Source organism: Cupriavidus necator, assembly GCF_013141915.1.
Lineage (GTDB): Bacteria > Pseudomonadota > Gammaproteobacteria > Burkholderiales > Burkholderiaceae > Cupriavidus > Cupriavidus necator_B.
This window is the reverse complement of the sequence record NZ_SROX01000007.1, coordinates 1-13675: the sequence shown is the minus strand read 5'-3', so window position 1 is coordinate 13675 and position 13675 is coordinate 1. Positions and strand designations below refer to the sequence as shown.

Below are 13675 nucleotides of genomic sequence, written 5' to 3'. Positions count from 1 at the left end.
CCTTCAGCGTACTGCAAACGCCGGCAGCCGGGCCCGCCCCGCTTGCCGGAACGCCGTGGGCGGCTGACCCACCCGCTGCGCAAAGAAGCGCGAGAAGTACGCCGCATCGGAGAAACCGAGCGACAGCGCGATGTGCTTGATTTCCAGGTCGCTGAAGAGCAGGTCGCGCTGCGCTTCGGCGAGCACGCGCGCGTGGATCATCTGCAGGGCGGACTGCCCCGAGGCCTGGCGGCACACGCGGTTGAGCTGCGTGGGCGTGATGCCGATCGCGCCGGCGTAGTGGCCGATTTCCTTCTGCTCGCGGTATTCCGATTCCAGCAGTTGCTGGAAGTGCTGGAAGTGCCGCGCCGGGCGACTGCTGCCACGCGCGGCCGCTGGCTGCGAGGCATTGGCCAGCCGCGCCATGCCGATCAGCACCAGCGTCAGCAGCGCTGACAGCGATGCCCCGCGCCAGGCGGACACGGCTTCCATCTCCCCCCGAAACAGCGCCAGCGCCTCCGCCAGCGCGTGGCCGAGCCGCACGCGGTCGTGGCGCGGGTGATCGAACAGCGGCAGCGCATCCGGCACACCCGCCAGCAGCGTGCGCAGGTGGCTGTCGGTCATGGTGACGACCATGCCGTCAGTGTCCGGCGTAAACACGAAGCCGTGGATGTGCCGCGGCGGCATCGTCACCAGCGAGCCGCTGCGCAACGGCTCCCGGCGCGCTTCGAGCAGGGCTTCCCCGCCACCCGCATGAATGTACAGAATTTGCAGGAAGCGCTCGTGCCGGTGGGGCTTGATCTCCCACCCGTGCAGGCGGCTGCGCGCCGCGATGGACTCGAAATGCAGCTGGTCGGACAGCGGTGCGGACGAATTCACGCCGTACAGCGAGTAGGTCGGGACAGGTCTCACGGGGGCGTCAGTGTTTACCAGCGATGTTCCGATTGTCCTGTCATTGGTTCGGTCTGTCCATTCCGCAGCGGACCTCCGGCGACTATCGTTAGCGCCAGCGGATCGATATCCACAAGGAGACAAGACATGCGCACCCAGGTTGCCATCATCGGCGCCGGCCCGGCCGGCCTGTTGCTCGGGCAGTTGCTCAGCCAGGCGGGAGTCGACAACGTGATTGTCGAGCAGCGCAGTCCGGAATACGTGCTGGGGCGCATCCGCGCCGGCATCCTGGAAAGCGTGACCGTCGCTGCGCTGGAACGCGCGGGCGTGGCGGCGCGGCTGCATGAGGAAGGGCTGGTGCACGATGGCATCGTGCTGTCGTTCGATGGCCAGCGGCATCGCATCGACCTGCACGCGCTGGTGGGCCGCAACGTAACCGTCTACGGCCAGACCGAGGTCACGCGCGACCTGATGGTGGCACGGCAGCAAGCAGGCATCGCCACGGTCTATGACGCGCAGGATGTCAGCCTGCATGACTTCGACGGCGCGAGGCCGCTGGTCCGTTATCGCAAGGACGGCGTGGCACACGAGATCCACTGTGACTACATCGCCGGTTGCGACGGCTTCCATGGGGTCAGCCGCCAGAGCGTGCCGCGTACCGCCACGCAGGTGTTCGAGCGCGCCTATCCGTTCGGCTGGCTTGGCATCCTCTCGGAAACACCGCCAGTGGCGGACGAACTGGTCTACGCCAGCCACGAACGCGGCTTCGCGCTGTGCAGCATGCGCTCGCGCACGCGCAGCCGCTACTACGTACAGGTGCCGTCGAGCGAGCGCGTGGAGAACTGGTCCGATGACCGCTTCTGGGACGAATTGCGCCGCCGCCTCGATCCGCAGTCGGCGCAGTCGCTGGTGACGGGACCGAGCATCGAGAAGAGCATCGCGCCATTGCGCAGCTTTGTCTGCGAGCCGATGCGCTTCGGCAACCTGTTCCTGGCGGGGGATGCCGCGCATATCGTGCCGCCTACCGGCGCCAAGGGACTGAACCTGGCGGCCAGCGACGTGCTGACCCTGGCCGACGGACTGATCGCGGGCTGCCGGCATGACGACAAGCGCGAGCTGGACACGTATTCGGCGCGTTGCCTGCGCCGCATCTGGAAGGCCGAGCGCTTTTCATGGTGGCTGACTTCGCTGATGCATCGCTTCCCGGACGCGGATCCGTTTGCGCTGCGCATGCAGCGGGCGGAGCTGGACTATCTGGTGGGGTCGGAGGCGGCGTCGCGGATGCTGGCGGAGAACTACGCAGGCTTGCCGCATTGAACGAGAAAGGCGGCATTGCAGCACCTTGCATCGCCTACACGCCCATCCTCTCCCCCTGCGCTTGCCGCCGCGGGTTCCAAACTATGCGGCCAGCGGGTCCGCCCCCGCGGCCATCGTCGCCAATGCCGGCAGCGCGTCCGCGACCACCCCGCCCACCAGCACCACCGCCGGGCTTGCCAGCCCGGCTGCGAGCGCGTCGGCGAGCGTGCCGAGCGAGCCGGTCCAGCTGCGCGCCTGGTCGCTGCCGGCGTGCATCACCACTGCCGCCGGCACGCCGGCAGCCATGCCTGCTGCCAGCAGGCCGTCGCGGATCGCCGCGATGCGGCTCATGCCCATGTAGATCACCAGGGTGGTGCCGCCACGCACCAGCGCTTGCCAGTCGGGCCAACCGTGCGCGCTGGTATGGCCAGTGACGAAGGTCACGCCGTGGCAGTGCGCGCGATGCGTCAGCGCAATGCCCAGCACCTGCGCGGCCGCCATGCCGCTGCTGATGCCGTTGACGATCTCGACCTCCAGCCCGTGGCCGCGCAGGAACGCGGCTTCTTCGCCGCCGCGCCCGAACAGCAGCGGATCGCCGCCCTTGACGCGCGCTACCGTGCGGCCGGCCAGCGCGTGCTGCAGCGTCAGCTGCTGGATGCGCTGCTGGCTCACCGAGCAGCGCCCGCCGCGCTTGCCGACCCACTCCACATGGGTGCCCGGTCTGGCATAGCCGGCCATTTCGGGCGACACCAGGTCATCGACCAGCCAGACCTCGGCCGCGGCCAGCGCGCGCATGGCGCGTACCGTGACCAGGTCCGCGCTGCCGGGGCCGACCCCGACCAGCCAGACCTTGCCGGGCTTCAGCGGTGCTTGCATGTTGGACTCCTGCCATGGGATTTCGCCACGCGCTCAGTGGCTGGTGCCGGCCGAGCGCATGGTCTTGTTGAAGACGTTGTACTTGCCGATCGGCTTGTCCATCGGCAGGCGCTTGACCTCCTGCAACGTGGCCGCGTCATACACCACGATGGCGCCGTCGCGCTCCATCAGGCTGACCAGCGCGTAGCGCCCGTCGCGCGTGAACTCGACGTGCGCGGCGGTGCGGCCCGGGCTGGGCGTGACGCTGCCGACTACTTGCAGGCTCTGCTTGTCGATCACCTGCAGGGTGTCGCGGCCGGGGCTCATCATGGCATCGGCCCAGGCGTAGGGCGTGCGTTCATGGCTGCGCAGGAAAAAGCCCGGGCCGTTGGTCGGCACGGTGGCAACGGTGTGCCAGTCCTGCATGTCGATCACCGTGATGCGCCCTTGACCGAGGTCCGGCGACGCCATCACTGCACGGCCATCGCGCTGCCAGGTGATGCCGCTGCCCAGGTGCGGCATGCCGCCCAGCGCCAGCGACGCCACCTTGCGGCCCTGCTGCAGGTCGATCACCTGCCCGCCACCCTGGCGCGAGGCGCCCAGGATATGGCGGTAAGGCTGGTCGAAGAAGAAATCGTCGAGCCCATCGTCCAGCACGATCGCGCGCGGCGCCAGCAGGGCCGGTGGCGGCAGCGGCGTGCCGGCGGCATCGGCATACGGGAGCTCCCAGACCTCGGGGATATCCTTCAGCGCGGCGATAAAGCTGTGGCGCGGCGCGGCATCGTAGACGGCGGAGACGCGCGAGCGCGCGCCGTTGCGCCCGTTGACGTCGATCACGCGCGCCAGCGTCAGGTCGTCGGCATGGAGCAGCACCAGCGTGCGCGGCAGCGTGTTGCCGGCCAGCACCCAGCGTCCGTCGTCGCTGACGGCAAGGTTGCGCGTGTTCACGCCGACCCGGACCTCGGCCACATACGCCAGGTTCCACAGGTCATACTTGCCGACCCAGCCGTCGCGGCTGGCCATGTAGACATAGCGGCCATCGCGGCTGAACTTGGGCCCGCCATGCAGCGCGAAGCGCGTGGCGAAGCGATGGACCGGCTCCAGCCGGTCGCCGTCCAGCACGGTCATGTGATGGCTGCCGGCCTCCACCACGACGAACAGGTTGCGCGGATCGGCGCTGAACACCGGCCGCTCCGGCAGGCTGGCCGGGGCGTGGTAGACAATGTGGCTGGCGCGGATGGCCCGGGCGTCCCACTGCGGCGCGGTGGCGGGCGCGGTGCGCAGCCAGCGTGCCAGCGCCTGCAGCTCGGCCGCGGCCAGCGTGCCAGCGAACGCCGGCATCTGCGTGGCGGCACGGCCGTCGCGCAGCACCGCATCGAGTTCGCCGGCGCGCAGGCGCTCCAGGCTTTCCGGCAGCAGCGCCGGGCCCATCGCCCCCAGCCGGTCGGCGCCGTGGCAGGCGGCACAGTGCTGGCCGTAGAGCGCCGCCGGGTCAGCCGCGGCGGCAGGCGTGGCAGCCTGCGTGGCGTGCGCGCTGGCGAGCGCCAGCGCGCCCAGCCATCGGGTCAGTGGGGTCATGCCGCGACCTCCGCGCCCGGCGTGTGCGCGATCTCGGCATCGCTCAGGTAGCAGCCCGGATCTTCGGCCCACGGGTTGCCAGTCAGCGCAAAGGCGCGCACGCGCGTATTGCCGTTGCAGATGGCGCGATGCGCGCAGCCGGCGCAACGCCCCTGCAGCGGGCGCGGCGTGCTGGCCAGGCCCGCCATCAGCGGATCGGCGCGGTCGGCCCAGATCTCGCCGAACGGGCGCTGGCGCACATTGCCGAGCGTCACGTGCCACCACATGGTATCGGGATGGACGTTGCCGAGGTTGTCGATATTGGCCACGCCGACGCCGGTGGCATTGCCGCCCCAGCGCTCCAGCCGCTGGCGCATATCGGCGACGCGGTGCGGAAAGCGGCTGGCGATCCAGTACAGCAGGTACACCCCGTCGGCATCGTTATTGCCGGTGACGAAGTCGCCCGCATGCCCTTGCCGCGCGCGCTGCCAGACGTGGTCGAACAGCCAGTCCAGCGCAGCGCGGGTGTGGGCGTGGCGCGCGTCGTCGGCGCGATGGCTGCGCGCGCGGCCGGCATAGTTGAAGTGCGACAGGTAGAACTTGTCGATACCTTCGCGCGCGGCCAGCCCGACCAGCTCTGGCAACTGCGCCGCGTTGGCTTCGGTCAGCGTCATGCGCACGCCCACGCGCAGGCCGGCCGCGCGCGCCGTGCGCAAGCCGGACAGCGCCTGCGCGAAGGCGCCGTCGCTGCGGCGGAAGCGGTCGTGCGTGGCGGGCAGGCCATCGAGGCTGACGCCGACGTAGTCGAAGCCGGCCGCCGCCAGCCGCGCCGCGTGGCCGGCATCGAGCAGCGTGCCGTTGGACGACAGCGACAGGTGGAAGCCAAGTGCGCGCGCGTGGGCGGCAATCTCGTACAAATCGGGCCGCAGCAGCGGCTCGCCGCCCGACAGGATCAGCGCCGGCACGCGCGCCTCGCGCAACTGGCCAAGCACCCTCAGCGCTTCGTCGGTATCGAGCTCGCCCTTGAAATCGGTGTCGGCGGAGGTGGCGTAGCAGTGCCGGCAGTTCAGGTTGCAGCGGCGGATCAGGTTCCAGATCACCACCGGGCCGGCGGGTTGGCGCGGCGGCGGCAGCGGGCCGTCATCGCGCAGGGCTTCCATGAAGCGGGACAGGCGGAACATGGGTGGGGCTTCCTATTGGTCTGGACCGGACGGCGGCAGGCGCAGCCCGGTTTTCTTGAGGACGCGGGTGGACCACAGCACGTCGTGCGCGCGGCAGGCGTCGCCCAGCAGTGCCGCGATCACGGCGACCTGGGGCGCCGCGTCTTCGCGCGCGCGGGCATGCACCATCGCGAACAGGTTGTACGGCCAGTGCGGCAAGCGGCGCGGGCGGCGATAGCAATGGCTGACGAAAGGCAGGGCGCCGATGCGCGCGCCCAGCGCGTCGATGCGGGCGTCGTCGACATCCCACACGGTCATGCCGTTGGCGCGCCAGCCCAGCCGGTAATGGTTGGGCACGGCGGCGATGCGGCGCAGCACGCCGCGCGCCTGCATCGCCGCCAGCCGCGCGATCACTTCCATCTCGCACAGGCCGAGTGCGGCGGCGACCGCGGCGTAGGGAGCCGGCACCAGCGGCAGGCCGGCCTGCGTGGCGCGGATCAGCGCCAGGTCAGTGGCGTCGACGGAACCGGCGGAGCCGGTGGCATCGGCGGCATCGGCGGGATCGGAGAAGTCGGCAGGGTCGGGCATCACGCGGGCAGGTAGAGGTTGACGAAGAATTCGCGTTCCTTGGGAAACGGCAATACCTCGACGCCGGCCGTCGCGGCGATGCGCGCGAGCAGCGGCGCGACCTGTTCCGGCCGCGCCACCGCCAGCACGAACCACAGGTTCAGGTGGTGGGTGCGCGCGTAGTGGTGCGCGACCTCGGGGTGGGCGTTGATGGCGGCGATAACGGCTTCCATGCGCGCCGCCGGCGCATGGCAGGCGCATAGCACGAAGCGGCCGCCCGCGCGCTCGATCTGGTACAGCGGACCGAAGCGCGTCAGCACCCCGCTGGCAAGCAGGGCGCGCAACCGCTCCAGCAGCATGGCCTCGGTCATGCCGAGCGCCGCGGCGGCTTGCGCGTACGGGCGCGGCACCAGCGGCAGGCCGCGCTGCAGGGCGTTGACGATGCGGCGGTCGAGCGGATCGAGCGGCTCCATCGGAGTGGTGGCGGCGGTTGCCGCACGGGCGTTGTTCATGCCGGCACCTGGGTGGCGTAGCGCGTGCCGCGCTGCTTGTAGCAATGCGTGCCGACCAGCACCGTGCCGGGCAGCGTATCCAGGCCGGCGGCGGCGCGGATCCGCGCGAGCGCGGGCTGCAGGTCCTGCGCGCTGCGGGCGTGGACCATCGCGAACAGGTTGTAGGGCCAGTCCGGCAGCCGGCGTTCGCGGCGGTAGCAGAGCGTCACGCGCGGCTGCCGCGCCAGCCGCATGCCGATGGCATCGACACGGCCGTCCGGCACATCCCACACGCACATGGCGTTGTGGCGGTAGCCGAAGCGCCCGTGGCGCAACACCACCCCCAGGCGCCGGACCACGCCTTGCGCCGACCATTGCGCCAGCCGCTCGAGCACCTTTGGCACGCTCAGGCGCGCCTGCCTGGCCAGCGCATCGAACGGGCGCGGCGTCAGCGCCAGGCCGGCTTCCAGTGCGGCCACCAGGCGCCAGTCATCGTCATCCAGTGCAACGGCGGCGGGGGATACCGGGCCGGCGCGCCGGCGCGGGCGGGTGTCATGCTGGCGCGCCAGCGGAAAGCCCAGGTCGATGTGGTACTCGCGCGCCATCGGCAGGTCCAGCGGTGCCTGGCCGGTGAGATCGCCGATCGACGCCAGCGTGGCATCGAGCGTGCCGCGCTCGCGCGCGCCCGCGACAAACCACAGGTTGTACCGATGGCCGCTGCGCGCGTAGTTGTGGCTGACCGCGGCGCAGGCGCTGACGCGCGCCGCCACGCGGTCCAGCTGCGCCGGCGGCACGGACAAGGCGCCCAGCGTGCTGACGCCGATCACGTTCGGTGCGAACACGGCGCCGACGCGGCTGATGCGTCCGGTGCCGAGGTCGCGCGCGAGCAGGCTCAGCAGCGCGTGCTCGCACCATCCGGCTTTGGCGGCCAGCGCCTGGTAGGGCCGCGGCTGCAGCGGGAAGCCGCGCTGCAGGTGGTCGTAGAGGGTTTGCTCGTTGAACATGGTGCGCCCTTACATGCCGAAGCGCTGCGCGCGCGCGGTAAAGAAGATGCCGCTGGGATTGTCGGCGGGTAGCGTGGCCACGCGTGTCAGGCTGGCGGTGTCGTAGACCTCGACGCGGTTGTCGTCGCGGCACGACAGCCACAGCGCCTCGCCTTTGGGCGTGAATTCCATGTGCAGCACGCCGCGGCAGGGGCGCAGCGTGCGCACCACCTGGCGCGTGGCGGTGTCGATCACCTGCACGGTGTCGTTGTGAGGGAAGGCGAAATTGACCCAGACCTGGCGCCCGTCGGGCCGCGCCATGGCAAATACCGGCTGGCCCGCCAGCGGCACGCGGGCCGCCTCGCGCCAGCCGTTAGCGGGATCGGCCACCAGCACCTCGTGGCGCCCGATCGCCGGCAGCCACGCCAGGCCCTGCGCCATGGCCCAGCCGCGCAGGTGCGGCATCTTGTAGACTGGCAGCGGCGCGTTGCCGCGGCCGTAGCCGGACAGGATGCGGCGCGCCTGCGGCGGCGCCTGCCACAGGTCGACCAGTGCCAGGCCATCTTCGCCGAACAGGCCAGCCAGGTACCAGCGACCGTCGGGCGTGACCAGTCCGTCGTAAGGTTCGCGGCCGGCGGGCAGGCGGGTCACTTGCGGCTGGCGCGGGTCGCTGGCGTCGATGATCCAGATTTCGCCGGATTCGAACAGGCTTGCGGCGAAGCGCCGGCCGGGCAGGTCGGCCAGCCCGACCACCTTGGCGCGGCGCCCGTCGCCGCCGATGGCAGGAAGCTCCGCCAGCGGTTCCAGTGTCTGGGCGTCGAACAGGCGGATGCCCCCCGGCGCGTAGTTCTGCGCCGCCACCACGCGCCCGTCCTGCGAGATGGCACCGCCAATGCTGTTGCCGGCCTGCAGCACGCGGTGGGTGATGCGCGCGCCCAGCAGGTCGACCCGCGTCAGGCCGCCATCGCGGCCGAAGACATAGGCGTAGCGCGCATCGCGCGAGAACACCACGCTGGCGTGGGAAAGGTCGCCCAGTCCTGTCACCGTGGCCAGCCGCGTCATGCCGGTGGTCTCGACAATCTGCAGCCGTCCCGCGGCGCGCTCCACCACCACGCCCAGGTCGCCGGTGCCGCGCACGGTGCCGGCGCAGCCGGCGAGCAGCGCGGCAACGAAGACAGCGCCCAGCGCGCGCATCAGTTGCCTTGCGGCGCAACGGCCGGCGGTTGGCCGGCCTGCAATCGATCGATCAGCCATCGGGCTTCATCCTGCGTCATGAAAGGTTGCCAGGGCGGCATCGCCGTGCCTGGCCGGCCGTACAGCACTGTGGCCGCGAGGCCGTCAGGCGGCTTGCCGGCCAGGCTCGCAGATGTCAGCGGCGGGCCCAGCCCACCGCGCAAGGTCATGCCGTGGCAGGCGCCGCAGTCATCGCGCAGCCAGAGCGCCAGTTGCGCCTGCCGCGCCGGCGCGGGCGGGTCCGCCGCGGCGAGCGCGCTTGCGGCCAGGGCGGCGGCAAGACCCGCGGCGGCGGCATGGCGCCAGGCGGTGCGCCTCAGAGGGAGAGAATCCATTTGGCCAGCGTATTGGCGTCGGCCTCGCTGACGGCGTTGGCCGGCATCGGCACCGGGCCCCAGCGGCCGCTGCTGCCTTTCAGGATGGACTGGACCATCTGCGCCTGCCCGTCCTTGCGGCCGCTGTACTTGCCCTGGATGTCCTGGAAGGCGGGCCCGACCATCTTCTTGTCGAGGCTGTGGCAGGCCAGGCAGGTCTTGCTCGATGCCAGGGCCTGGCTGGCGCGGGCCGGCGTGGCGGCGCCGAGCGCCACGCAGCAGCCGAACGCTGCCAGCAGCGCGGGCAGCGCGGGTTGGGTTCGCATGTTGCATTCTCCGGTGGTGGGAAGGCGGACGACCCTCGCCGCGCCGCGGCGCAGCGAGGGCGCTGTCTCAGTAGACGTCGTGCTGCGTGTTGTAGGCGTTGAACTTGCCGGTTGGCGTGATCAGGCGCTTGTCCTTGATCACGGTCTTGAGCGTGCGGGTCTTGTCGTCGACCACCACCAGCGCGGATTCGCCGTCCTTGGTGCCCCACACCGAGAACCAGACCTCGTCGCCGGCCTTGTTGTATTCGGCCTGCACCACGCGCTTGGCGCCCGCGCCCTTCAGGTCGGCCCACTCGGCGACCGGCAGCACCTTGAAGCCGGCTTCCAGGTTGCGTGTATCGAACACCGCGACCGACTGGTTGAGCCTGGCATCCGGATTCAGCGGCGTATCGACCCACAGGTTGGACGACTTGGGATGCGTCTTGATGAAGAGCGAGCCGCCGCCCTGGCCCTTGACCGTCTGCACCACCTTCCACGCTTGCGCGGGGTGGCCGGCGGGGTCGGTGCCGATCAGGCTGATGGTCTCGTCGCCCAGGTGGCTGGTGGCCCAGACCGGACCGAACTGCGGATGCGTGAAGTTGGCGCCGCGGCCCGGGTGCGGGGTCTTGCCGACGTTGACCAGCGCGGCCAGCTTGTCTTCCTTGGTGTCGACCACCGCGATCTTGTCGGAGGCGTTGGCCGCGACCAGGAAGTAGCGTCCGGTCGAATCGAAGCCGCCGTCATGCAGGAACTTGGCCGAGTCGATGGTGGTGGTCTTCAGGTTGGCCAGGTCCGAGTAATTTGGCTCTTTACATTGATAGTGGCCAAAACCTGCATTAGAAGCGACCAAAGGCCACCCCCGAAAAACCTAAAGAGCCAAGCGCAGAACGAAATTAGGCGCATCTAATGTTGTGACGCCCGGGCAAGGATAGTGGGCTTGATGACGGCCGCGTCAACCTTGATTCTTTTGCTAGATTGCGTTGACCGACGACTATCGAAGCCAAAAAACTGACTTCACATTCGGTTCCCTCGGAGGTGGCGAGTCTAGCCTCGAGATTTATATGTCAGTACTCACCTTCGGTGCCGCAAGCGGGGTGCTATACAGAGGATGCAGAGAGTTTCCGCTTTCCTTGGCTCGCAACCAGTGCGCACCTCTCTGAATGTTAGAGGTGAGGTCGGGACCGGATGCCAATGGTTGGTGACCGCTCACTTTTCGATGTTGCGGTCGAGTGAGGCGATATCGGCTGAACGGTAAAACAGGCGGTTTTAAATTTAGTGTTTGGCCCGTTGCGCAACTTGGCTGGTTTAGGAAAAGAGGGGGCTATACAGGGCATGCAACTGCCCCCAACCGAATACGTCGACGCCTACGACCTTGCCGCCATATTCAAGGTCACCCCTGCCACCATTCTTCGCCGCGTCAGAAGCAAGCCGCAGACTCTGCCAACGCCTGCCCATCTAGGCCCCGTCCGCCCCAGCCGCGGCCGCCCGACCGGCGGTGTCGAGGAGCTCCCCAACCGACGGCCTGCGGCGGCGGCGCCAAAAATGCCGCAGCTAAGGCGCATTCTGCGTTAGCCAGAAGGCGACGCTACTGCGCCATAGGCCCGTTAGGACGGCCTCAGGTGAGTCGAATCGGTTTGCAAAAGTGGGAGACGTCTATGAAGACCAGCGCCTCGGTCGTTGTGGCCGGCATCGACGTTGGTGGCGCAAGGAAGGGATGTCACCTCGTTATTTTGCAAGACCGCGAAGTTGTCTGCGTTGCGAAAAGCACCAATCCGGAAGATTTGTACCAAGAATGCCTTCGGCAAACGGTCGAGGTCGTGGGCATCGACTCACCATGCCGATGGAGTCTGGATGGGACAGGCAGGCTCGCAGAAAAGGAACTCGCCAGCGAGAGAATATTTTGCTTTTCAACTCCGACACAGGACCGAGCCGAGGCAAGCACCAGCGGATTCTATGGATGGATGTTTTGCGGCGAGACGGTTTTCCAGACCTTCGCGCCGACATACCCTCTGCTGACTGAGAAGCGCTACTCGGGGGGGAGGGGCACCTTCGAGACATTCCCGCACGCTATTACCTGTTCGCTTCTTGGCAAGGAAGTCACCTCGGCCAAACTGAAGCGCGTTCAGCGACGCAAGTTGCTGGAAGATGCGGGCATCGATACTGGGTCTCTAACCTCTATTGATGCCGTGGATGCCGCACTCTGTGCATTGACAGCAGAGCTCTTAGTCCTTGGGAGAACGCGAGCCTACGGCGACGCCCATGGCGGATACATCTTCGTGCCAGACCCAAACTTGGGAAAGCTTCGCTCGCTTGTTTAGGAATCCTTCGCTTTGCGAAGGATGAGTTCGGTAGTGTTCTGTGGACAAGGATGAATCACGTTTTATGGCTGGGCGGATTGTCCGTAAGTGCCCCCCGAATGTCGTCCGGCACCTCAAACCTCCCTTTGGCGATACCGATGCAAGCGCATTGTCTGATTAGACTCGGTTCTGAAATTAAACCAAGGTTGGAAATTGTCGACCAAATCTAATCAAGCGCTCGCAGACAGCTTAGAACCGACATCGCTTTCCCGAACTGGCCTTTGCTCCGCCCAGAACGAGCATCACGGCGCACATCTATACATTTGCCTCCCTTGTAGCCTATCCGGGGGCGCGAATCATTCGCGAACAAGGACGTAGAAAGCCTAGCGTCCTTCCACGCCGCCTTGTCGTTTCATGATTATGCCACCAGGCATTGAGCCAGCACGTTTCCGGCCCACCTCCCATCGCTCCGATAGAATCTTGGAGAGACCTATTGAGCCAGACCTCTTGCACCGTTCTCCAGCTAACTGAAAGCCGTGGCACTCCGCGCCTCCACAACTATGACAGTAAGACTCCCTGTAACGTTGGACCGCGACAGACTTCCCCGTTTGTTCGCCGAGCTGGATTCGACGCGAGACCATCCGGAGGTTTCCGTTGATTTCGCACCACTGCAATTCTCGATGCCGACGGGAATGCTTGCGCTAGGTTCGAAGCTCCGTGAGTGGGTCGCCTACCGAAAGCAGTCGAACCTCTCCTCGTATGCGTTGGGAATTAGCGACGCGAAGCAAGCTCATTCGTATCTGATGCACTTGGGCTTCTTTCACTTCATCGGCTTGGAGGCGGGACGGGATGTCGGCGAAGCCAGAGGGTCCCGTAGTTACGTACCGATTACGCGCATAGTTCGTCCAGACATCGATATTGGTCGACAAGGCCTTGAAGATTGGTACACGGCGATTGAAGTGGAAGCCCGTCGTGTTGGGGGTGTCCTTGCCGGCTCTTTTGATGACTCACAGCCACTCAGAACCTACACGTACTCCATTCGAGAGGTCATTCGAAATGTCTTCGAACATTCCCAGGCCGCCGAGTGCTACATCTGCGGCCAGCGTTGGAATAACGGCCAAGTTGAGATAGCGATTCTTGATGAGGGGATTGGGATAGCCCGAACGCTTTTGGAGTCGCATCGAGTTGCGACGGACGCGGAGGCGCTGCAGCTAGCAGTTCGCCCGGGAGTCTCGCGAACAAGCAACTACGACAGAGCGCAGAACATTTACGATAACTCGGGATTCGGCTTGTACGTCATGAGCGAACTGGCAGCAAACTTTGGCTGGTTCGCCCTCGGAAGCGGCGATTCTTTGCTGTTTGGATACCAGCAGCAGCGCACAGTGAGCGATGCTTCCTTCCGAGGTACCTTCTTTGGCATGAAATTTCTCAGTACTCCCGCAGACATACGGTCAGTTCTTGATGACATCATCAGCGCCGGTGAGGAAGATGCTCAACAGGCAGGCATTCGTGTCCGTGCATCCGGTCGGAGTCGAATCGTACAGTGATGTGCGCACCGTGACGGCCCTCAAGCCTAGATGCAGAATCTATTAACTGGTCGAACAGGCGGCGCCGCTGCCGGACTTGCATCTGACGGGGAACGTCCTACACTCCAGTCACGCGCCCCCCTCGGCGCCTCAGCGTTGCCGCCACAAGCAGAACTACATCCTGGCAACAAATTTCCGAATCTTGTTTGCATACGCGCTAT

At 67.1% G+C, this 13675-nt stretch carries 13 protein-coding genes and 1 pseudogene; 3 read left to right on the top strand and 11 right to left on the bottom strand.

What is annotated here, in order from left to right; translation table 11 throughout:
• Positions 1-3 precede the first annotated feature (3 nt).
• On the bottom strand, positions 4-891 hold the full coding sequence (locus E5S69_RS14695; protein WP_171515395.1) for a helix-turn-helix domain-containing protein: 888 nt from the start codon (positions 889-891) through the stop codon (positions 4-6).
• Between the two features lie 126 nt (positions 892-1017).
• Between E5S69_RS14695 and pobA the strand changes: the two genes are divergently transcribed.
• Complete coding sequence (pobA, locus tag E5S69_RS14690) at positions 1018-2187, top strand: 4-hydroxybenzoate 3-monooxygenase (RefSeq protein WP_171515394.1); 1170 nt, start codon at positions 1018-1020, stop codon at positions 2185-2187.
• Positions 2188-2268: 81 nt separating this feature from the next.
• On the opposite strand, the gene cobA is transcribed toward pobA, so the two are convergent.
• The 10 genes and pseudogenes from cobA to E5S69_RS14640 form a co-directional block, all read right to left on the bottom strand.
• Complete coding sequence (gene cobA, locus E5S69_RS14685; RefSeq protein ID WP_171515393.1) at positions 2269-3042, bottom strand: uroporphyrinogen-III C-methyltransferase; 774 nt, start codon at positions 3040-3042, stop codon at positions 2269-2271.
• Between the two features lie 33 nt (positions 3043-3075).
• A complete protein-coding gene (locus tag E5S69_RS14680; protein ID WP_171515392.1) occupies positions 3076-4599 on the bottom strand; it encodes a nitrite reductase in 1524 nt (507 codons plus the stop codon).
• Complete coding sequence (nirJ, locus tag E5S69_RS14675) at positions 4596-5759, bottom strand: heme d1 biosynthesis radical SAM protein NirJ (RefSeq protein ID WP_171515391.1); 1164 nt, start codon at positions 5757-5759, stop codon at positions 4596-4598. The genes E5S69_RS14680 and nirJ overlap by 4 nt, the downstream gene beginning before the upstream one ends.
• Positions 5760-5771: 12 nt before the next feature.
• Positions 5772-6326, bottom strand: a complete 555-nt coding sequence (locus tag E5S69_RS14670; RefSeq protein ID WP_236901344.1) for an Lrp/AsnC family transcriptional regulator — start codon at positions 6324-6326, stop codon at positions 5772-5774.
• Positions 6326-6817 (bottom strand): Lrp/AsnC family transcriptional regulator, encoded by a 492-nt coding sequence (locus E5S69_RS14665; protein WP_236901343.1) that lies wholly within the window; start codon positions 6815-6817, stop codon positions 6326-6328. Before E5S69_RS14665 ends, E5S69_RS14670 begins: the two co-directional genes overlap by 1 nt.
• Entirely contained in the window at positions 6814-7800 is a 987-nt protein-coding gene (locus E5S69_RS14660; protein ID WP_171515390.1) for an Lrp/AsnC family transcriptional regulator, read from the bottom strand. Before E5S69_RS14660 ends, E5S69_RS14665 begins: the two co-directional genes overlap by 4 nt.
• Before the next feature lie 9 nt (positions 7801-7809).
• Positions 7810-8973, bottom strand: a complete 1164-nt coding sequence (locus tag E5S69_RS14655) for a cytochrome D1 domain-containing protein (protein WP_216621343.1) — start codon at positions 8971-8973, stop codon at positions 7810-7812.
• Entirely contained in the window at positions 8973-9347 is a 375-nt protein-coding gene (locus tag E5S69_RS14650) for a c-type cytochrome (protein WP_171515388.1), read from the bottom strand. Before E5S69_RS14650 ends, E5S69_RS14655 begins: the two co-directional genes overlap by 1 nt.
• Entirely contained in the window at positions 9329-9652 is a 324-nt protein-coding gene (locus E5S69_RS14645) for a c-type cytochrome (RefSeq protein ID WP_171515387.1), read from the bottom strand. The genes E5S69_RS14650 and E5S69_RS14645 overlap by 19 nt, the downstream gene beginning before the upstream one ends.
• Positions 9653-9719: 67 nt before the next feature.
• Positions 9720-10433, bottom strand: a pseudogene (locus E5S69_RS14640) (cytochrome D1 domain-containing protein); the annotation flags it as partial.
• An 853-nt stretch (positions 10434-11286) separates the two neighbouring features.
• On the opposite strand from E5S69_RS14640, the gene E5S69_RS14635 reads away from it, so the two are divergent.
• Complete coding sequence (locus E5S69_RS14635) at positions 11287-11949, top strand: DUF429 domain-containing protein (RefSeq protein WP_171515386.1); 663 nt, start codon at positions 11287-11289, stop codon at positions 11947-11949.
• A 587-nt stretch (positions 11950-12536) separates the two neighbouring features.
• Positions 12537-13475 (top strand): ATP-binding protein, encoded by a 939-nt coding sequence (locus E5S69_RS14630; protein WP_236901342.1) that lies wholly within the window; start codon positions 12537-12539, stop codon positions 13473-13475.
• Positions 13476-13675: the final 200 nt, after the last annotated feature.